We start from the raw sequence: 21,378 nt of genomic DNA, 5'->3' as shown, positions 1-21,378 counted from the left end.
CCCAGCTCTCTGCTTTTTTTAAGTAATCTTTTCAAGGCAGAAATTCCACTCAACTTATTAAATTTAACCGAATGTTTGAGGGAGATAATTTACGATTCTCTCGTTATCCCCTTGGAGAACTTAAGGGAATGGGAATTACCTCTGTCGAGCTGGGTGGATAGTTCTAGGCAAATCAAAACTGTTTAGTGAAAGTAATTTGGGAGGTCGACATGGAAGAGGAAATAGAATTACGGCAGTATTGGGACGTGCTACGAAAACGTTGGATGATCGTGGTGGTCTTACCGCTCATCGCGGCGCTCACTAGCGGTATTATTAGCTTTTTTGTCATGAAACCGGTTTATCAAGCTTCAACCACTCTGATCGTTGGGAAAAAAGCTGCGGAGGCCGGCAAAGATCCAACCCAAATACTCGATAATAGTGTACTTCTAGCGAACCAACAACTTGCCAAAACCTATGCAACGATCGCGCAGAGTCGCACCGTCGAACAAAATGTGCTCAAGGACTTAAACTTGCCGCTGACGGTCGAAGAACTCGATAGTCTGATCGCCATAAATCCGGTGAAGACCACGGAAATTTTGGAAATCCAGGTGACTAATACAAACTCTGAGCTTGCAGCTTCGATTGCCAACACAATGGCGCAAGAGTTTACCAAAGCTGTTATTGAAATAAAAAAAGTGGACAGTGTAAGCATTGTGGATGCTGCAGTGATCCCGGATAAGCCCATTAAGCCAAAGAAAACCCTGAACGTACTGATCGCCTTTGTTGTGGGCCTTATGGCTTCTGTTGGGCTGGTCTTTTTGCTGGAATATATGGATAACACCGTAAAGACCTTGAGTGATGTTGAGAAACTTTTGGGCATTCCAGTACTGGGCATCATTCCAGACTATGAAATGGGAAAACAAGGGTAAGAGGGGAAGAGAGTTCTTGGCATATTCATTGATCACTTTAGAGCAAACAAAGTCTCCAATCTCAGAGGCCTATCGGATGCTCAGAACAAATATTCAGTTTACGAGTGTGGATTTAGAAACCCAAAAAATAATGATCACAAGCTCAGGTCCTCGGGAAGGGAAATCTCACACAGTCGCTAATCTTGCGGTTAGTATGGCACAATCCGGGAAATCTGTTCTTATTATCGATGCTGATTTGCGTAATCCCACTCAGCATAAACTATTTGGGTTAGATAACGGAGAAGGGTTATCAGTTTTCCTAGTTCAAGATCAAGACTATTGTAAATATATCCGGGAAACGGCTGTGCCCGGCGTTATGGTACTCCCGGCAGGTCCTGTTCCTCCAAATCCTGCAGAGCTTGTCGGGTCCAAACGGATGAAACTCTTGATTGAGGAAGTCAGTGAGCAATTTGACATGCTCCTCATTGATACTCCTCCCGTTATAGCAGTTACAGATGCAGCGATTCTTGCCCAGGAAGTTGATGGTGTCATCCTAGTCTTAGCCTCTGGGGAAGTGAACAAAGGTTATGCCCAAAAAGCGAAAGAACAGCTGGATAAATTGGGGGTCAAGATCCTGGGGGCTGTTCTCAATAAAGTAGACATGAATACTAAAGAATACTATTATTACTACTACTACAACGCTTCTGACGATACGAAGAAGAAGCATAACCGTAGATCGTCATAAATATGTAGATTTTCATAAGTTTTTCCTTAATAGGGAGGGATTTGTGAATTGATGTCAAACCTAAAAGGAAAGGGGGAATAATAATGAACTTTGACAAGATTGCTGAATTAGTTCACGAATTAGCCAAAAACCCAAACCGTTGCTCAGAAATAATTCCACAGGTGAAATCTATTCGCGAAATCACTAACTGTGAGTTGGACGTAATAACAAAGGTGTTCTCGAAAGAAGAATTATCGGGTAATTCTTTAGCAGCTACAATGTCGCCGACTCTTTTTTGGGTCTAAAGGGGCCAAGTGATGCATGAATATGGATCAAATTATTGGGAAGGAAGTAAAACTGCTTTTAACTGAATCTGGGCTTAGCAAGGATGTAGTGAGCATAATTAATAGTTGGCTTGATGCTAATTTTAGAATCAAGGGAAGGTATGGGTGGGCCCAATTAACGCTTACGACTTGTGATAGCGCTGGGGGGGGCGTAGAAACAGGGCTACAAGGAGCCGTCGCTATGGAACTTTACGCCTTGGCTGCGGATATTTTGGACGATATTCAGGATCAAGATAACAATGATCTTCCCTGGCGTAAAGTTCCTCCTACGCAAGCGATTAATTTAGCTACCTGTATATTAGTGCTTAGCTACAAAGCCCTTTCTACTATAGCTAATCGCAGGCATTTCGAAGATGTAAGCAACGTTCTTAACCAGATGGGGTTGCAAGCGTGTGACGGCCAATTTCAGGAGTTTTTGAATGACAGTAAAGAAAGAATCTCGTTTGAAGAATATTTTGAGATTATTAAGAAAAAATCGGGTGGATTAACTGCTAGTGCGTGTAAAATTGGGGCGATCTTAGGAGGCGCTGAAGAAACACTTGTTAACCAGTTAGAACGATTCGGGATGAAATTAGGTGTGATGAGTCAAATCAAAAATGATCTCGCGGATTTCTTAAATCTGGAAACAAAAAGTGATTTCATTAAAGGACGGAAAACTTTACCGTTTGTTTATCTTTTACATGTTCTTAATGGGATAAATGCTGAAGAGTTAAAATGCCTTAGTTCTTTAGCAATCCAAGGTTTATATGAATTCGGGTCAAAAGAAAGAGGGCAGTTAAAAGAATTGGTTGTTAATGAAGGGACTATTCATTTTTGTTCGGTGATTCAAGAGATGTATAAGCAACGTGCTATGGAAATTTTAGATGGTATCCTAATTTCAGAAAAACGAAAAGAGAAGTTGATTCAGCTTGTTGGATAAAATATTCAGGCGGCTAGCATTTCGAATTGCTAATGCCGCCTTTGTTTTAGTTTGCCTGGTGTATTTTACTGTTCTGGTCAATCAACCGTATGTAGGTCTTAGCCTTGAAAGTAGGGGAGGAGACTGGAACGTAACATTTAGTGATCCCCATGGCGAGGGTTATCGATTGGGGATTCGTATAGGGGATATAGTTTTAAAAATTGATAACGAGGACCCAGGAACGTATCCGTTTACTGAAAAGTGGGGCGAGGCAGAAGGAGCCTCTACGATTACCATAAAAAGTTCTGGTGCGCCGATTAGAGTTGTCGAAATAGCTAAACCGCCTATTACTTATACATTGTTAAGTGAACTCCCGATGACGGCTGTAGGATTTATCTTTTGGCTGTTAGGTCTTGTTACAGTATTTAAGCGACCTTTCCTTGTACAAGCTCATGCTCTATTCTGGTTAAATTGGCTCGTCGGGTTAGTCATAATTATAGCCCCGGCCTCAAGCCGTGGCTTGATATTGGCGAGGGAATTAGAGGCAATTAGTTTCTCACTCGTACCAGTGTTATTGGTGATTTTTGTTTCTGTTTTGACTAACATACGTAATAGATTAAATCGACTCATAATTTGGGTCTTATCCCTAATTTCTGTACTTGTAGCTACAATCCTAATTTTAAAAGGGTTAGGAGTTGTTTTTGGGCTTGTAGAAATAAGAAAACTAGCACTAGCTAATGGGCTGATCGGTACCGTTACAGTTTTATGGAATTTAGTCAGGCTTATCAAATTGCCTGCTGATCAACCCGAGAAAAACAAGGCAACCATTGTGTTTACGGGTATAGCGCTAGGGTTGTTGCCTTTTATTTTACTTACAGCGGTTCCCATCCTACTGGATATTGACCTTATCGTAAATCCTAAGGTTAGTACTCTCTTTATCGCGATTGTTCCAATTACCCTTAGTTATGTTGTGGTCTATGAGAGTTTGCCGGATGGCCGTAAGTTTCTGGAGTTTATCATTATTTCGTTAGTCTCCGGTATTCTAACGAGCTGGCTTTTCACTTGGTTTTTAGTGCTAATAGGGGTGATTAAGGAGTTAAAGATTGAGACTTATCTTTTAGTGTTGTCTTTAACCATAATGGCACTATTTATCTTTAATCTTATTAAAGCTATATTACATTATGCAATTGATAAGACCCTTGGTAATCGTGGAAGTTATAGAATTGAAAATAGAATTGTTGAATTAAACGGAAATCCGGCGTCTATGAACGAAGCTTTAATAGTAGAAGAGTTAGTGAACCGACTTGGGCTTGAAGGTGCCTTTGTTATATCAGAGGATCTCAAAGGTTGGTGCACAAAAAGTGCTGTAGGACGCTACCTTGGAAATACAACCGAGCAAGCAATCATGGAGGATTATTACCAAACAGCTAAAAGCACATGGAATTCCATCGAAACCTTTTCTAGCGATTTTCCTGTGGAAATGTATATACCCTTTGTTTCTGACGATTTTACGTGCGGAATGTTCCTGGGTCATCGGCGTTCCTATATCAAATTTCAATCAAATGAAGTACTGTTATTAACTTCGGTGTGTTATCAAGTAGGCCAACGCCTCAAAGCGATTCGTGTCATCAAGCAATTGTCTAGGGAAATAAATGTAATGGAAAAAAAATCTCGGGAATCACAACGAAGGAGCCAGGGACTGGAAGTAATCAATCGCCTATTGTTTAGTAACCTTGAAGAAGAAAAAAAAGTTTTAGCACGGGAAATACATGACGGATCATTACAGATAGGCTTGGATCTAAACCGGAGGATGAAAGAATTAATTGCAAACTTCTCGACTGAAAATAATAATAATTTTCACACAATCTCAGTAATGCAGGACATGATAGAGGATTTAAATTACGAGCTTCGGTCAATATGTAGTAATTTGCGTCCATCCTCTTTGCGTGATTTGGGTCTTATTCCTGCTGTCGAGGTCCTGTTTCAGCAAATTATGCAAAAAGAGCTTATGGTAATCTTTCTAGAAGTAATAGGAATGAGTAGAGAACAACGGTTGAAAGAGGATATTGAAGTAGTAGCATTTCGCTTTTTGCAAGAAGGAATTAATAACGTTATGAAGCACTCAGGTTCGACTAGAGCAGATGTCACCATTACCTTGGAAGACGAGAGCATTGAAATGATAATTAATGATTCCGGTAAAGGCTTTGATCCCGAGAAGATCGCCGATTGGTCGCTAGTAGGCAATCATTTCGGAATAATTGGCATGAAAGAAAGGATAGAAAGCTTGGGTGGGAAGTTTTATATTACTTCAAATATTGGTCACGGGGTAACGCTTAAGGGAACTATTCCGATTTGAAGATTTGGTAAAAGAGTAAAGGATAGGCGAGTTTGAAGGTGTAATTATCAGTCAGACATAAGGATGTTAGTGGAGGAGGAAATATTATGGTATCTAGCTTAGAGAAGACAATAAGAGTGGTAGTAGTGGATGACCATACACTCTTTGCGGAAGGTACTGTATCATTGCTATCTTCTGAGCCCAATATTTCTGTAGTAGGAACGGCTAAGAATGGACGGGATTCTTTAAAAATTGTGAAGGCGGAACATCCGGACGTTGTATTACTGGATATTAATCTTCCTGATTTCTGTGGAACTGATTTGATTGAGAAAATTAAAGAGCTAGATTCAAATGTCAGTATTATTATGCTTACTGGACAAAACCCCGAAGAGTATGTTAATGCCTCCTTAAATAAAGGTGCCCATGGCTTTCTGCTTAAAGACTGTTCAAAAACTGAAATGACTGCAGCAATATTACAGGCCTCTAGTGGTAAGTACTACTTTTCCCAAAACATGGCACCGTATCTTAGATCTGTGATTGTTGGCGAAGAGATTACAACGAATATTATGGAGCCTGAAAAAAATTATGGTACATTACTTACTCCAAAAGAAATAGAAATAATAGAGTTTATTGCCCAGGGCTTGAGGAATAGGGAAATCGCTACTACATTGGGTATAAAAAATCGTACTGTGGATTTCCATGTTAGCAATATACTGTCAAAGCTAGGTGTGAAATCCCGGTTAGAGGCTGTATTGATTTATTCAAAAGACAAAGTGGAAAGTAGTAAGATTAGTTAAGAGAGGGAAGCTTACGGTTGTATAAAAATAGAATGCAAAAGAGTCACACGTGATGTGTGGCTCTTTTGCATTCTATTATCTATCAATTTTAACCTGTAGGAAATACTGTGGAATTTATTTATTTGTCCTGTAGCTTACACGGATGTACAAATATTGGAAGCATTTTATAATAAGTGAGGGTAGATGGGTCCTAGGCATGGAGATCCTTGATGCTATGGGTATGTTGCCCGTAGCAGAATACTTTTAGTTAGGAGGCAATAATTCTGTATTTATGTTGTAAATGAAGGTCCCGTCAATAATTTAACCGGAAATCCTTAGCTTTAATGTTAGGTGACATTAGGCCTTAAATAGATTTTACGAGGTTTTTTAGACCGAGGAAGAGAGGGGTTCCAGATATGAAGTTGATATTGCTGCCAGAAGGTTTAGGGAAAAAACCGCTAATGGATCATATATCAGAATGTAAGTATATGGTACTCTCAGCCAATTTTAAGAGAAGAAAGCTTCATCTCGAAGGGGATGAGAGAAAGTGTTAAGAGAATACGGTGCCATATTAGATGACATCTCCCAGATAGTAGATTTAATTGTCCTTGGTTTAGGGTTTTTCTTTACGGTAGAACTTTATCAATATAAACATGCTATGCCTGGTAGTGCTTGGGAACAATACTTTCTTATATTTTTGGTCTATAGCTTATGCTGGATGATTAGCTCTAACGTTAATCAAGTATACCAGTCTAGGCGGTTTATGTCCGTAGGTTTGGAAACCAAGCAGCTCATTAAAGCGCATGTAGTTACCTTCGCCGTAACCATTGCGTCTGTTACATTATATGAGCCTTCGCTGATACATAACCGATTTGTATTTTACTTTGAGGCTACAGCGCTTTGCCTCACGTTAGGCGTACATTTAATGGTTCGACTGATGCTGCAAGCTTGGCGCACGATAGGAAGAAATACTCGTTATGTTCTAATCCTTGGTAGCGGGCAAGCTGCTCACTCTTATTTAGATAAAGTCAATAAAAATCCTCAGTTGGGTTACAAAGTGGTTGGTTACTTGGCCCCTGAACGTAATGGTCTGGAGATCCCATACTTAGGTGATTATTCAAATCTTCAAACGGCAATAAGTTCGAAAATAGTAGATCTTACGGTTATAACGGCACCCTTGTCCGATCGACGGGTGAAGGAGTGTCTTGAATTGCTAGATCTCATGGGGAAAACAGCAACGGTTCTACTTGATGAGACAGTGGCTAAAGTTGCACGGAGTAGACCGATTGATTTTGGTGGACTTCCGATGGTTGCCTATGATGCTAGTCCAAGGTTGCCTGTGCAGGAATTAGCCAAGAGAGGCATGGATGTCATTATTACGGGTATTGGCCTTGTAGTTATAAGTCCAATGCTGTTCGCAATTGCGATCGCTGTTAAAGTCTCGTCTCCGGGTCCGGTATTTTTTGGTCAAGAACGGGTTGGATTAAATGGCCGGATTTTCAAGATGTATAAGTTTAGATCGATGGTTGTGAATGCGGAAGAACTTAAGTCCAAGTTAGCTCATCTTAATGAGATGAGTGGGCCGGTGTTTAAGATTACAAACGATCCTCGGGTTACTCGGGTCGGAAGGTTTTTAAGGAAGACGAGTTTGGACGAGTTGCCACAATTATGGAACGTATTCTTGGGCGAAATGAGTTTGGTCGGGCCACGCCCTCCATTACCGAGTGAGGTTAATATGTATGATCCGAAGCATCGCAAGAGGTTGGCTGTTAAGCCGGGGATTACGTGTGTTTGGCAAATTAGTGGACGGAATCAAGTGGATTTTGATGAGTGGATGGCAATGGACGCCGAGTATGTAGATCGATGGTCGTTTTGGTTAGATATGGGAATCCTGGCTAGGACGGTGCCTGTGGTGTTAGGGAGACGGGGGGCCAGTTAGAAGGCAGAGGCTGCAGATGCCGTGCTGGATATGGGATGGAGCGGAGTAAGAGATTCTAGAAGGAGACAGCCTCGCTTGGGGGTTTGGTGATACATAGATGAAGATACTATTAGTTAATAAATTTCATTATCGCAAGGGTGGTTCAGAAACATATTACTTTACGCTTGCCGAATCCCTGATGAATCGTGGTCATGAGGTTGTGTACTTTGCCATGGAGGACGAGAAGAATTTCCCTTGTGAGCAAGCGCAATATTTTGTTTCCAATGTAGATTACAACAATGGCGGTGGCGTCTTGAATAAGGCAAAAGCGGCACTGAAGCTTATATATTCCAAAGAGTCCAAGGATAAGATGGAGCAGTTAATCCACGCGGAAAAGCCAGATCTGGCTATTTTTAATCTTGTCCATAGACAAATCTCCCTTTCAATCGTGGATGCACTTAACAAGTATAATATCCCTATTATGTTTGTCATGCATGACTTGATTTGTGCCTGCCCTAATTACACCATGCTTTCTGGGGGTATGGTATGCGAGAAGTGCCTCGGTAAGCACTTTATAAATTGCGTTAAGAATAAATGTACAAAGGATTCAACGGCCAAGAGTGTCATTGCCATGCTTGAGGCCAATTATTATCTGTTCAAAAAAACCTACAACAAAATAGACACATATATTACGCCATCCGGTTTTTATAGGAAGAAGTTGGATCAGGCTCGGTTTACTAAATCCCCAATTATTCATAGAAAGAACCTTCTTCCAATTAATACCGTTTATGAGTTGCCGCAAAAGGTTGGGAACTACATTCTTTTCTTCGGAAGGCTATCCCAAGAAAAAGGGATCTTAACCCTCATCGAAGCAATGAAAAAAGTAAAGAGCGATGACGAGCTTTGGTTGCTTGGAAATGGTCCTCAAAAGGAAGAATTGAAACGATATATTGTAGGCAATCAACTGGGCGCCAAAGTTAAGTTGCTAGGCTTTAAGACGGGAGAAGAGCTCCAGACCATTGTTGCGGAAAGCAAGGCGGTTGTTCTTCCTTCGGAATGGTATGAGAACGGTCCTTATTCGGTGATGGAAGCCATGTCTAAGGGTAGACCAGTTATAGCTTCAAACATCGGCGGCTTGCCTGAACTAGTGGAAGACGGCGTAACCGGCTATGTATTCGAGTCCAAGAACGCCAATGATTTATCAGATAAGATGAACAAGCTGTTGGAGCTGGATGAGGAAACCTATATACAGATGAGCAAAGCAGCGATTGAAAAAGCAAAAGCAGATTTTAATCCAGACAATTACGTAGATTTTATTATATGCGAATACAACAAAATCATTTCTAAAAGAGGTAAATGAAATGCCGAAAAGATATTTATATGGAACCGTTATCGTTACATATAGATGTAACGCCAAATGTAATATGTGCGACTGTTTTCGTGATCCGTCCAGACCGGAGGATGAAATTACACTGGAAACAATCAGAAAATTACCTGAGATGGCATTTACCAATATCACAGGAGGTGAGCCCTTTATCCGAAAGGATATCCATGAAATCGTAAGAGAGTTGTATAGAAAAACAAATAGGATCGTAATTTCAACCAACGGTTATTTTACAGACCGCATTATTACCCTGTGTAAGGAATTTCCGCAGATAGGCATACGTATAAGTATCGAAGGTCTTCAGGAAACCAACGATACGATTCGAGGTATTCCGGATGGTTTTAATAGAGGTTATGGTACGCTTAATAAACTCATTGAAATGGGTCATACGGATGTTGGTTTCGGTATGACCGTTCAGGACATGAACTGTGAAGACCTGGTACCTCTTTATGAACTGTCCAATGATATGGGTATGGAGTTTGCTACGGCTACACTTCATAATTCCTTCTATTTCAGAAAGACCGATAACAAAATCGACGATAAGCAGAAGGTTGGTCAAAACTTCGAAAAGCTGATTAATACACTACTCAAATCTAAGTCACCCAAGAAGTGGTTCCGTGCTTATTTCAATCACGGACTAATCAATTACATCTACGGACAGCCAAGGTTGCTTCCATGCGAGATGTCCAAGGACGCCTTTTTTATCGACCCCTTCTGCGATGTCATCCCATGCAATGGTATGGTGCAAAAGGCCGTAATGGGCAACCTAAAGGAGCAGTCCTGGGATGAGCTGTGGAACTCCGAACAAGCCGACAAGGTGCGTGAGTGCGTGAAGCATTGCGACCGCAATTGCTGGATGATTGGTAGTGTAGCGCCAGCAATGCACAAATATATCTGGGTACCCGGATGGTGGATTGTAAAGCATAAAGTTTTTAAGGGCAATAAGTATTCGATTTATGAGAATTGCTTTATTAATAAGGCACAGAAATAAAGCGGATTAATGTAATTAAGGAGATGAAGATGGACGAAAAATAGAGCAGACAGCATGAACATAGGACTGTTATCGTGAAGCTATATTGCCTGTTTAATGTGTGTGAAAAGATTACAGAAAGTTAGGAATTAGTCGATGAAAATAGCGATGATAGGGCACAAAAGAATTCCTTCCCGCGAGGGCGGCGTGGAAATCGTTGTGGAAGAGTTGTCCACACGGATGGTGAAGCAGGGACATAAAGTGACTGCATATAACCGCGCGGCCAAAGAATTCAAAAAAGACAAAGATTATAAGGGCGTTCGCATTGTAACTGTTCCAACCATCAATTTGAAGAGCTTGGACGCGCTGTTGTATTCCTTCTTTGCTACTATTCGTGCACTGTTTTCCCGTTACGATGTAATCCACTATCATGCGGAAGGCCCTTGCGCCATGCTGTGGATACCGCATCTGTTTGGAATCCGGACGGTGGCAACTATTCACGGATTGGATTGGCAGCGTGCTAAGTGGGGCGGTTTTGCAACGAAGTATATCAAATTTGGTGAAATGATAGCCGCTAAGTATGCGGATGAAGTGATCGTGCTTTCTAAAAATGTACAGCAGTATTTCAAAGATGTATACGGCAGAGAGACTCAATTAATCCCTAACGGCGTAAATAAGCCGGTAGTCCGTGAAGCGCAATTTATAAAAGAAAAGTACGGCTTAGAGAAAGATAACTATATCCTATTTCTTGCACGAATTGTTCCTGAAAAAGGATTGCATTATTTGCTAGATGCATTTAAGGAAGTTGATACTGATAAGAAGCTGGTGGTAGCTGGTAGTAGCAGCCATACCAATGAGTATGTGGAAGAAATCAAAAAGAAGGTAGCGAAGGACAAACGTGTGATTATGATCGGCTTCGTCCAAGGACAGGAGCTAGAGGAGTTATTTTCCAACTGTTATCTCTATGTGCTTCCCAGTGATGTGGAAGGTATGCCAATAAGCCTACTGGAAGCGATGAGCTATGGATGTGCTTGTCTGGTTAGTGATATCGAGGAAAATATACAGGTTGTTCAAGAATACGGAGATTGTTTTGAAAAGGGAAATATTAAGGACCTTCGAGATAAACTGGCCATTTTAATGAATAACACCGTAACAGAAATCTGTAAATATTAGTGGAGGTTATTTTATATGTTTAATGACAAAATCCTTCGTTGCAAAGACTGTGGCCGAGACTTCGAGTTTACAGCATCCGAACAAGAATTCAATGCTCAAAAAGGGTTCACCAATGAACCTGGACGTTGCCCTGAGTGCCGTGCAACTAAGAAAGCTCAAACTACACAGATTATCTCCGATTCTATTTTAGAAAGATTTGATTGGGATAGGGTAAGCACAAAAACTGTTGGACTCTATGAAAATTATGTAAGGAAAAAGACGAAATTGTATAAAACGTGAATGAATTCAAAATCTGAATTATTGTAATGCGGAGTCGTACTTAAAACGATGTATCAAGATATTTTCATCCCAGAGCTTTAGGGATTATGATGTAATAATTATTGGATTCCACTTCTAATCGTAAAGTACAGAATAGATATTCCGTTTTATAAAGTTTTGTACTAGATGTAATACTAGTAATCTTAAAGCCAAGAGGTGCAGAAATGAAAATATCGGTAATTACATACCACAGAGTGTATAATTATGGTTCGGCTTTGCAGGCTTATGCAACAATTAAATATTTTGAGCGTTTGGGGCATGAGGCGGAGATTATCGATTATTGTCCCCAAAGATATCTTAACTATGGTTCTTTTAAGCAGATTTTTAACGAATCCCAAATGCATTATGATAGTGTGATAAAAAGCGCAGTTGTAACAGTGATAAAAGTACCGTCTTACAAAATGCAAAAAAAGGTATTTGACCGCTTTTTAGGGCAATATGTACCCTTGACAAAAACATATTATTCCGAGAAGGAGTTGTGGGAAGACACACCAATTGCAGATGTTTATTGTACCGGTAGTGACCAGGTTTGGAACAACTTCTTTATTAAGGATTTTGAAAGACCATTCTTCTTAACCTTTGTGCCAAAGGACAAAAAGAGAATCGCCTATTCCGCAAGCTTTGGCAAAAGTTCTTTAACTAAAGATGAGCTTCATAAAGTTGAAAAGGATTTGCAACAATATAGTGCAATTTCGGTACGTGAGCAGTCTGGTTTGGATATTTTAATTGGTATTGACGTACCAATTAAAACGCGAGTGTTAGATCCCACCTATATGCTTATTAAGAAGGATTGGGAACAGCTTGCAAATCCTTTAGGAGAGAAGGAACCATTTATTCTCGTATACCAACTGCATGGCGACAGCAAAGCCGCAGAATATGCGGTTGAATTGTCAAAAGTAACAGGATTAAAGATTATCAGATTGACTAATATGCTCCATCAGCGTATGAAGGGTGGAAGCATAAGGCTGTTGCCAACCGTCAATGAGTTTGTTTCATACATCAACAATGCAGAATACATTGTAACTGATTCATTTCATGGAACATCATTTTCGATCAATTTGAATAAGAAATTTATTGTTACCTATCCCAGTCATTTTAGTAATAGGCTTGATAATATCTTAAATATTACAGAATTAACGGATCGAGTAGCAAATAGTGCGGAGGAAGCAATTCTTATTTCTAAAAAGGAAATAGATTATAAGAAAGTAAACCGGTTGCTTACGGTTCAGCGGGAGATTACCAATGATTTTATGATTAAGGTATTGAACGGTGATTAATATGATAAATAATTATATAACAGTACAATGCACGGGTTGCAGAGCTTGTGAACAGAAATGCCCGAAGCATTGTATAGAGATGAAAGATAATCAAGAAGGTTTTTTATACCCACATGTGGATATTAAACAATGTAACAATTGTGGTTTTTGTGTCAAGACCTGCCACCAATTGGCTGAGAATCTGGCTAAAGAGGTAGGCGAGGTATATGCCGCAAGAGCAAAGGATGATGAGATTCTATTAAAAAGCTCCTCTGGCGGTATGTTTACCATATTGGCACAATATGCGTTGAGAAATGAAGGTATTGTATATGGTTGTGCTTTTGATAAAAACATGGTTGCAAGGCATGTTATGGTTGATAGTTTAAAGGGATTGGACAGGCTGCGCGGTTCGAAATATGTACAAAGTGATACGGCAGATACCTTTGGCCAAGCAAAGCAATTCTTGAATAAAGGTATGATGGTATTATATTCTGGGACGCCTTGTCAAATTGCTGGGCTAAAGAGTTATTTAGGAAGAGAATATGAAAATTTGCTTACAGCGGATTTAATTTGTCATGGAGTTCCAAGTCAAAAACTCTTTAATAAATATATTACATGGTTCGAAAAGAAAACTGGGCAAAGAATTATAAAGTTTGATTTCAGGAGTAAAGATAAAAACAAATGGGGGTTGATGTATAAAGTACAACTTTCTAATTCTGAAAAATATAAAATGGGTTTTTTGGATCCCTATTATAAGTCGTTTTTAGAAGGTAAGACATATCGAGAATGCTGCTATCACTGTAAATATGCAACGGCTGTACGGATTGGCGATATTACAATTGCCGACTACTGGGGAATTGAAAAGCAACATCCCGAATTCTATACCGATAAAGGCGTGTCATTGATTCTGATAAATACCCAAAAGGGTAGGCAAGTGTTCGATAAAATTAAAGCGGACATATTATATCTGAAATCCACAGTGGAACAGGCAGTTCTCCAAAACGAAAATTTGCGAAAACCAGTAAGAAGGCCCGTTGTTAGAGATAGTATTTACAATGAAATCGACAACTTGGAATTTTCAAGTTATATCAATAAATATTTGAGCGTTGGACTACAACCGATGACCCGCATTAAAGCAGCTGTTCCGTATAAAGTTAAATTGGTAATTAAGAAGATATTAAGATGAGAATTTATAGCAAGCATCTGTCTGTATCATTCTACGGTAAAAGAATATAGCATTGATGACAAGGTTGTGTTTGAAGGTGCTGTTAGTTATTACGAAATTAAGAAGGCCTACCAACACAGTGATATATTCTTTATTTTCAAGTCTGAGAAATGACAGGAACAGTATTGTTTGAGGCTATGTCAAACCGTTGCCAGTGGTTTCCTTAAAGCAAAACGGCGCAAAGCTATTGATTGATGAACAATGCGACATATTAATAAGTTTGGAAGGATATTAAAAACGGACTCGCCGAAGTATTGTAAAGCTAATTGAATACCCTGCAGAGAGAAAGAGGGGTAAAAATTCCTTCTAAATGCTAGCGTATTAGTACGGATTATTATGATGTTTAAAAGCAATGTATTAATTCACTTATAAAGCAAACTTATACGATGTTTTTATTAGTGTGCTGATGGTGGGTTCTCTTTGCTAAATTAAATATTACTGAGATCGTCTAAGGGCAAATTTCGTATTTAGAAAGTAGGTATATAATGTTATTGAGTATTATTATTCCGATTTTTAATCCAGATGAGGCAGATCTACAAAAATGTATCAATAGTATACTAGCTGTACAAAACATTAAAATAGAAATTATTATGATTGATGACGGTTCAGACGCATATTGTGAATTAATATGTAATCGATATGTTCATCAGGATAACCGAGTATTATATTACAGACAAGAAAATAAGGGGGTATCTGCAGCAAGAAATAAGGGTATTGAAGTGTCTAAAGGACATTATATTATGTTTATTGATTCTGATGACTATATAGATTCGCGAGAATTAAGTTTTATAAATGAATTAAATGATGATACTGATACAGTTCTTTTTAATTACAATTTAATTGATATTGGAAAGCTACAACCAGTTCCTATGGAACTATTTACAAACATGTCGTCCAATTCTAGCTGTAAGAAAGAAGTAATTTATAATTTGCTACTAAATGAAACAAAATTAAATACTCCATGGGCAAAGATATATTCTAATGAAATCATTAAAAATTATCACTTGAAATTCCCAATTGGTATTCATCATGGTGAAGATTTAATTTTTAATCTTGCTTATTTTAGATATGCGAAAAATATAATCTACTTTAATAATTATGTTTACAATTATAAAAGAAATATAAACGGATTGACTGCTAAAATAAAATTGTCAGATTTCGATGATTTAGTATCAACTTGTGACGCTAGGTTAGAATATGTTAATATTTACTTCAATGATAAGAATAAAATATATAATTATTACACGAAATTATATAATAATTATCTTATTCATATTTTTAGATTAATTATATATGCTTATTTTTGCAAAATTCCTAAAAAAGATGTTTTATCTAAACTAAGAGATGTAAAAATAATGAAGATTGTTAGTAACAGTAATAGTAAGAGCTTGAAAATATTTTTAATAAAAACTATGTTACTAAATAAAAGTACATTAATTATGGAAATTATAGCTGACATTAAAAGACTGAAATTTTATACACTAGGGCAGGTTTAGAATAAATATTTATGCTAAATGATAGTAGTTTTTAGTTTATAGATTATTCAATGATATTTAGGATATTTCTAAATATCATTTTACCATAAATATCTAAATTTATTTTGTATTATTCTCTATTTCTGATTACTCAAATTGAAGGGGAGGAAGCAATTGTATCATGACCTAGTGTTTTATGCACTCATTGCACTAATAACAGCAGGATTAGCTGAGTGTTCGGTAAAATTTAAAGGTTTTCTCAATGGCTTTTTTTCCTTTACTACAATATTTATTCCAAGCATCGTGTCTGGTATACGGTATGGAATAGGTACGGACTTTTTAGGAGTTTATTTACCAGAGTTTAATTTTTTAAAGTTCTTTCCTGATTATACCAGTCGAATGGAGTTTGGATATGTTTGGTTAAATAAATTAGTCATTACTTTAGGAGGTGGCTTTCAGCTAGTTGTTTTTTTAGTAGCTTTTATTACAATACTATTTATTTATTTAGCAGTTAAGCAGTATAAAGATAATATCAGCGTTGGACTAGGGATGCTTGTTTTTATGTTGTTATATTTCCAATTGTCTTTTAATCTTGTCAGACAGGTAGCGGCAATGGGAATTGTTTTTTATGCACTAAAATATATTTTTAACAGGAAGTTCTGGAAGTTTTGCTTTTTTATTTTTTTAGCAGTTAGCTTTCATTTCAGTGCGATACTAGTCTTTCCGTTTTATTTTTTATTTTATTTATATGGAAAGAAAGAATATACATGGCTTAGTATTTCTACCTTTATAATAATGATTTACGTTACTTTGAATTATGAGACGTTGTTTAACCCGCTTGTTCTTAAAATTGGTATTATTAGCAAATATGAACCGTATTTACGTCAGACGAGGGCCTTACAATGGAGTTTTGGTATTTTAGTAAGAACATTGCCATTTGTTTTGCCCGGTATCTTTTACTATAAGAAAATGAAAGAAAACCATCAAATGCTTTTTCATTTTAATTTTGTTGTTTTGGGAAGCATCATTCAGCTTACGTCTTACATGTCGACTAATTTCACTTCAAGAACCGGTTTATATTTTTCTTTGTCACAAATTATTATAGTTCCGTATTTTTTTCGTTTGGGTAAAAAGCATCACATGACATGGATTGGCTTATTAGTTATTCTTAGTGTTGTCTTTTTATGGTATTATGATTTCTTTTTTATAGGAGCAAATCAAACTGTTCCTTTCCAAACTTTTTTAAATGGCTATTCTCATTAATTCAGACCGGTGTTCTTGTGCCTCCGGCCTGTGTTCTTATCTCATCCGGCCAATGGCCGGCACCTCATTGCATGGAGTGTTTAACATAGATTATACAGGTTACTGTTCTTCGGCGATTTGAGACGAAAGGAGATGGTCAATAACGGCATAAGTTTGACCACCGATGTTCTTAGCCCACATGCAGTATTGGGCACCATCAAAATGATTAGCCTGGTGTTGGTGACGGTGATGGGGCGGCATGTGACCTAGATTAGTGACATATCGTGATCCTGTGTGACGTCGTTGATGGGCAATTGTTTGCATGGTTCACGATTCTGAACCATGATCACGTTTTTACCAGGTTCATTCTTCCAGCTAAGATAACGTTGACAAAAGCGACATAGCTTAACCCATTGGTATTTTCCGCTTTGCAATCTTCCCAGAGACTATTGCAAATTTAGACGTTTATTTGCTTGCAGTTCATGGATACTGCGCCAGTCTGGATCCTCTTTAAGGGAATGACCATAACTGTCTGGATAGAGTAAGAGCTTGATTTCATAATTGGTCATTTTTTCTAGCCGTATCGTATAGAAGTTTACAATTCGGCAGCGTTCTGAATTTCTCCAACCGTGGATTTACCACATTTAACACTTTGAGCGATTTCTCTTTGAGAATAGCCATCTTCTGTCAGTCTTAAGATTTCTAGAACTTTCACTGGTTCTTCACACCTCATTTTCTTCTTCCTCCCGTAAACGTGCTAAAACACATTGTACAGGAGTTCAATATTAAGGTGCCGGTTTATTGGCCGGATGTCACAGGATTGCTGTCCGGATGCCTCAAGAATACTCATTTAAATTAAGGATATAGCGCAAGAAGTATTCTAGGATGAAATCGAAATGTACTAGGTAGTGTAAGCGTTGGAGAGTTACCCTTTAGGAGAACATTAATAACAAAGTCATAATAATCGTGTTGCAAAGCCAAGTTATTGACTGGTAGTAGGAATAAACTAATAAATGGGAAAACGGTCGTTTAAGTAAGGAGGATTTACCACCATGAAACCCAAAAAGCTAATAATGTTAAATTTACTTTTGAAAAGTAATGGCTTTAAAAGAGCTGAATATTTAAAAAGAAATAATATATTCCGTGAAATGGGTAAGGACTGTTTTTACCAACCAGTTAAAATACCATCTGAACCATTCTTAGTGTCCATGGGCAATAATGTAAGAATAGCTGCAAATGTCACCTTTCTCACACATGATATAATAAGCGGTTTATTTAATAATTCTCAGCGTTATAAGGGTAGTAATTACCGTTACTACACGGGTAGAATAGAAATATTGGACGATGTGTTTATAGGTGCAAATAGCACTATAATGTATGATATAAAAATTGGTCCTAATTCAATTGTTGCAGCGGGAAGTGTAGTAACTAAAGATGTTCCGCCTAATACTATAGTTGGTGGTAATCCTGCAAAAGTTATTGGCAATTCCTATGAATTAGCAGAAAAAAGGATGAAGGTATTTAACGATATGGCGTCAGACTAGGATATTCAATTATTTAAAATGAGGTTGAGTATTAGGTCCTCGCGTCCCCCCCAGGTAAGTATGCCAAATGAATTATCAACGTTGTTAGTAAAGGATACCAGGCAAAAGAAATGGTAAGTTCTTAGATGAAAAAACTACTTAAAACTAATTCATACTCTAGAGTATTTAAGACAGTATTATTCTTCATTTGGTTTAAGCAAAGGATAGTAATATTAAAATAATGCAGTAATTCTATATTTTTACAGATGTTGAGAAAAATATAACTATAGGGAGTGAACAAAGGTGAAATCAATTAAACAAGTAATGCTATATGCTTATCTTAATAGTAATTTAGGAGATGACTTGTTCATAAAGATAATTGTCGAGCGATATCCAGATATTTGTTTTAAATTAATAGCTCCAACAACAATGTATAAAAAAACATATAAGCATAATGGAAACTTAAAGATTTACAATTTAGGTGTATTCATAAAAAAATTGGATTCAATGTTATTAAGAATAACCAATAAAAATATAATTACAAATTTCCTTGCTAAGACGTGTATAGCTTCTGTTTATATTGGCGGTTCCTTGTTTATTCAAAGTAATTTTAACTGGAGAAAAATATATAAGTTAAATAAAATTAAAATGATTCAAAATCAACCTTTTTATTTGCTTGGTGCCAATTTTGGACCATATCAAGATGTTGAGTTTTATAATAGTTATAAAGAGTTGTTTCGAAAATATGAAGATATTTGCTTTCGCGAATCATATTCATACAATTTATTTAAAGACTTGAAAAATACTCGATTTGCTCCAGACATAGTTTTTACCTATAATCCTTCTAAAAACATTGCACCTAAAAAACAAATTGCGATTTCTGTTATTAATTTAAAGAATAGATTATCTTTCTCAAAATATCATCTTACATATATTAAACAATTAATTAACATTTGCGAGGATTATATATCAAAAGGTTATGAGATTCAATTGGTTTCATTTTGTTCAAATCAAGGAGATATCGAAGCAGTAAAAGAAATTCAAAGTGGTATAAAAAAAGAGTATCAATGTAATGTTCATCAATATTTATATGAAGGAGATATTGAGTCATGTGTTTCAGTTCTTAAAGAATCTGTATATATCTTAGCAACTCGGTTTCATGCTATGATTTTAGGCTGGATTGTAGGGCGTCCTGTCTTTCCTATTATATATAGTGATAAAATGTTGAACGTAATTGAGGATACGGGTTTTAAAGGCAAGTTTATTCGCATTCAAGAAATAGATAGTCTTTCAATGGATGATGTTTATTATAATTTACAAAATCAAATAGTTCTAGATATTGAAGAACAGAAATTACGTGCTGAAGAACAGTTTTTGCATTTAGATAAACAACTTAAGTATTGTGAGGAATAAATTTTGTCTCGAAACAAAAAAGTATTTATACAATTAATTTTAATGATAATATTAACTGGTTTTACGCAAGTTACTACAGTAATGAGAACATCAATAGCGGCAGCTAATTATGGGGCATCTGTAGAAATGGATGCATATAATTTTGCTAACACAATAGCTTCTTTTTTGTTTGGTTTTTTAGGAACAGGAATCACTACTGTTTTGATTCCTGCTTATATTAATAAAACTGACAAATCCGATATTAATACTTTTATATCAGCAATATTTTCTGTGGCGATTGTCTTTGTGGCTTTTTCATATATTTTAAGATATCAAATAATTGGATTTTTGACCAATAGTGGACAAATATTTATAAATATTACATGTGAATTGCTTTTACTGGTATTAATGACACAATTTTTTACTGCACTATTAAGTGTAACAAATGCATATTTTCAATGCCGAAATCAGTTTAATATTCCCAAAGTTATATTATTGCTTTGTAATATTCTTTTGATTATAGTTTTGGTATTAAAAAAAGACTTGAGTATATATGAATATGCTTCTACTATTGGAGCTACAGCGATGTTAAATTTAGTCTTTGCATCAGTTGTTGCTTATAAAAATAAATTACGTTTTATTCCGACTTTCAATATTCATTCATCTAACTTTAAACGAATGATAGTTGTTTTTGTTCCGACACTATTCAGCACTGGGTTATATCAAATTTCATTACTGACCGATTCTCTAATATCTTCTAATCTTGGTGTAGGAAAGATTTCAGTTTTAAATTATTCTATTCAAATTATGACATTGATTAATTCATTACTGATCGCAAATATCTTAATTTATATTTATCCCAAAATCGCGGAGAAAATAAAAGATAAGGATAACCAAACTTTTTTTTGGGACTATAGTATTTTTTTTAATTCACTAATTTGTCTAATTGTTGCTGGAATGATTATTGTTGGACGTGAGGGTCTCTCCTTATTATTTGAAAGAGGATTATTTAATTCAAGTTTAACGGAAATCGTTTATTATTGTTCTGTACTTTTTATATTGGGACAACCAGCGAACGTTCTTCGAGATTTAATCTATCGATATTTTTATGCTTATGGAGATACTAAAACAACTTTTAAAAATAGCATATTAATTAGTATCATTAATATTATTATAAGCATTATATTATCAAGATTTATTGGTTTGTACGGAGTAATATTAGGTACAGTAATTTCCTCATATGTCTCGTTAACTATGATTTTCTTTAAATTCCGATTAAAATTTTCATTGCAATTTAATGCAAGAAATTTAACGATAGAATATGCTAAAAACATTATTAGCATGATAAGCGTTACACTAATATTGTTATGGGTTAAACAGTGGTTAGATTTTCATAGTTTGATTCTTAATATTCTTGCTTACGGTTCAGCAACGTTAACTTTATATGTTGGATTTATTTATTTGTTAAAGAGTAAAGTATTTAGAATGCAATATTAATAAAAACGCGGTATTCACTTGTTTTTTTAATTCAACAAAGG

The 21,378-nt window shown here is 36.6% G+C and carries 19 protein-coding genes and 1 pseudogene; 18 read left to right on the top strand and 2 right to left on the bottom strand.

The features are described 5' to 3' along the window. The first annotated feature begins 209 nt into the window (after positions 1 to 209). From DSBG_RS13680 to DSBG_RS13610, 15 genes are all read left to right on the top strand, one after another. Positions 210 to 908: a YveK family protein gene (locus tag DSBG_RS13680; RefSeq protein WP_068964875.1), complete on the top strand. Its 699-nt coding sequence runs from the start codon at positions 210 to 212 to the stop codon at positions 906 to 908. Positions 909 to 924: 16 nt separating this feature from the next. Further along, the gene (locus tag DSBG_RS13675) at positions 925 to 1,632 is read left to right on the top strand and encodes a CpsD/CapB family tyrosine-protein kinase (RefSeq protein WP_068964874.1); all 708 of its coding nucleotides are present in this window, start codon (positions 925 to 927) and stop codon (positions 1,630 to 1,632) included. Positions 1,633 to 1,715: 83 nt separating this feature from the next. Further along, entirely contained in the window at positions 1,716 to 1,916 is a 201-nt protein-coding gene (locus tag DSBG_RS13670) for a hypothetical protein (RefSeq protein ID WP_068964873.1), read from the top strand. Positions 1,917 to 1,932: 16 nt separating this feature from the next. Next, positions 1,933 to 2,874, top strand: coding sequence for a polyprenyl synthetase family protein (locus tag DSBG_RS13665; protein WP_068964872.1), 942 nt, complete (start codon positions 1,933 to 1,935; stop codon positions 2,872 to 2,874). Continuing rightward, positions 2,864 to 5,209: a sensor histidine kinase gene (locus DSBG_RS13660; RefSeq protein WP_068964871.1), complete on the top strand. Its 2,346-nt coding sequence runs from the start codon at positions 2,864 to 2,866 to the stop codon at positions 5,207 to 5,209. Before DSBG_RS13665 ends, DSBG_RS13660 begins: the two co-directional genes overlap by 11 nt. An 86-nt stretch (positions 5,210 to 5,295) precedes the next feature. Beyond that, on the top strand, positions 5,296 to 5,985 hold the full coding sequence (locus DSBG_RS13655) for a response regulator (RefSeq protein ID WP_068964870.1): 690 nt from the start codon (positions 5,296 to 5,298) through the stop codon (positions 5,983 to 5,985). A 526-nt stretch (positions 5,986 to 6,511) separates the two neighbouring features. Continuing rightward, positions 6,512 to 7,903 (top strand): sugar transferase, encoded by a 1,392-nt coding sequence (locus DSBG_RS13650; protein WP_068964869.1) that lies wholly within the window; start codon positions 6,512 to 6,514, stop codon positions 7,901 to 7,903. Between the two features lie 97 nt (positions 7,904 to 8,000). Beyond that, positions 8,001 to 9,242 (top strand): glycosyltransferase, encoded by a 1,242-nt coding sequence (locus tag DSBG_RS13645; protein WP_068964868.1) that lies wholly within the window; start codon positions 8,001 to 8,003, stop codon positions 9,240 to 9,242. A gap of 1 nt (position 9,243) precedes the next feature. Beyond that, the gene (locus DSBG_RS13640; protein WP_068964867.1) at positions 9,244 to 10,257 is read left to right on the top strand and encodes a radical SAM protein; all 1,014 of its coding nucleotides are present in this window, start codon (positions 9,244 to 9,246) and stop codon (positions 10,255 to 10,257) included. A gap of 135 nt (positions 10,258 to 10,392) precedes the next feature. After that, a complete protein-coding gene (locus tag DSBG_RS13635; RefSeq protein ID WP_068964866.1) occupies positions 10,393 to 11,409 on the top strand; it encodes a glycosyltransferase family 4 protein in 1,017 nt (338 codons plus the stop codon). Between the two features lie 15 nt (positions 11,410 to 11,424). After that, the gene (locus tag DSBG_RS23760) at positions 11,425 to 11,688 is read left to right on the top strand and encodes a zinc-ribbon domain containing protein (protein WP_242877623.1); all 264 of its coding nucleotides are present in this window, start codon (positions 11,425 to 11,427) and stop codon (positions 11,686 to 11,688) included. Positions 11,689 to 11,891: 203 nt separating this feature from the next. Beyond that, positions 11,892 to 13,004, top strand: coding sequence for a polysaccharide pyruvyl transferase family protein (locus DSBG_RS13625; protein ID WP_068964865.1), 1,113 nt, complete (start codon positions 11,892 to 11,894; stop codon positions 13,002 to 13,004). Position 13,005: 1 nt separating this feature from the next. Further along, on the top strand, positions 13,006 to 14,169 hold the full coding sequence (locus DSBG_RS13620) for a Coenzyme F420 hydrogenase/dehydrogenase, beta subunit C-terminal domain (protein WP_068964894.1): 1,164 nt from the start codon (positions 13,006 to 13,008) through the stop codon (positions 14,167 to 14,169). Between the two features lie 524 nt (positions 14,170 to 14,693). Next, positions 14,694 to 15,704, top strand: a complete 1,011-nt coding sequence (locus DSBG_RS13615; RefSeq protein WP_068964864.1) for a glycosyltransferase family 2 protein — start codon at positions 14,694 to 14,696, stop codon at positions 15,702 to 15,704. Positions 15,705 to 15,857: 153 nt separating this feature from the next. Then, complete coding sequence (locus DSBG_RS13610; protein WP_068964863.1) at positions 15,858 to 16,946, top strand: EpsG family protein; 1,089 nt, start codon at positions 15,858 to 15,860, stop codon at positions 16,944 to 16,946. A gap of 99 nt (positions 16,947 to 17,045) precedes the next feature. On the opposite strand, the gene DSBG_RS22525 is transcribed toward DSBG_RS13610, so the two are convergent. After that, entirely contained in the window at positions 17,046 to 17,249 is a 204-nt protein-coding gene (locus tag DSBG_RS22525; protein WP_141694318.1) for a hypothetical protein, read from the bottom strand. Positions 17,250 to 17,520: 271 nt separating this feature from the next. Beyond that, a pseudogene (locus tag DSBG_RS22520) lies at positions 17,521 to 17,661 on the bottom strand (hypothetical protein); the annotation flags it as partial. Positions 17,662 to 17,977: 316 nt separating this feature from the next. Here DSBG_RS22520 and DSBG_RS13605 point away from each other — a divergent pair. The 3 genes from DSBG_RS13605 to murJ all read left to right on the top strand — a co-directional run bounded on the left by DSBG_RS13605 (position 17,978) and on the right by murJ (position 21,337). After that, on the top strand, positions 17,978 to 18,469 hold the full coding sequence (locus tag DSBG_RS13605; RefSeq protein ID WP_068964862.1) for an acyltransferase: 492 nt from the start codon (positions 17,978 to 17,980) through the stop codon (positions 18,467 to 18,469). A gap of 282 nt (positions 18,470 to 18,751) precedes the next feature. Beyond that, positions 18,752 to 19,861, top strand: coding sequence for a polysaccharide pyruvyl transferase family protein (locus DSBG_RS13600; RefSeq protein ID WP_068964861.1), 1,110 nt, complete (start codon positions 18,752 to 18,754; stop codon positions 19,859 to 19,861). A gap of 3 nt (positions 19,862 to 19,864) precedes the next feature. Next, positions 19,865 to 21,337, top strand: coding sequence for a murein biosynthesis integral membrane protein MurJ (gene murJ / locus DSBG_RS13595; RefSeq protein WP_083236867.1), 1,473 nt, complete (start codon positions 19,865 to 19,867; stop codon positions 21,335 to 21,337). The last annotated feature ends 41 nt before the right edge of the window (positions 21,338 to 21,378 follow it).

Source organism: Desulfosporosinus cupriresistens (assembly GCF_001707885.1).
Taxonomy (GTDB): Bacteria; Bacillota; Desulfitobacteriia; order Desulfitobacteriales; family Desulfitobacteriaceae; genus Desulfosporosinus.
The sequence above is the reverse complement of the archived record's forward strand: the minus strand, read 5'-3'. Positions and strand labels throughout refer to the sequence as shown.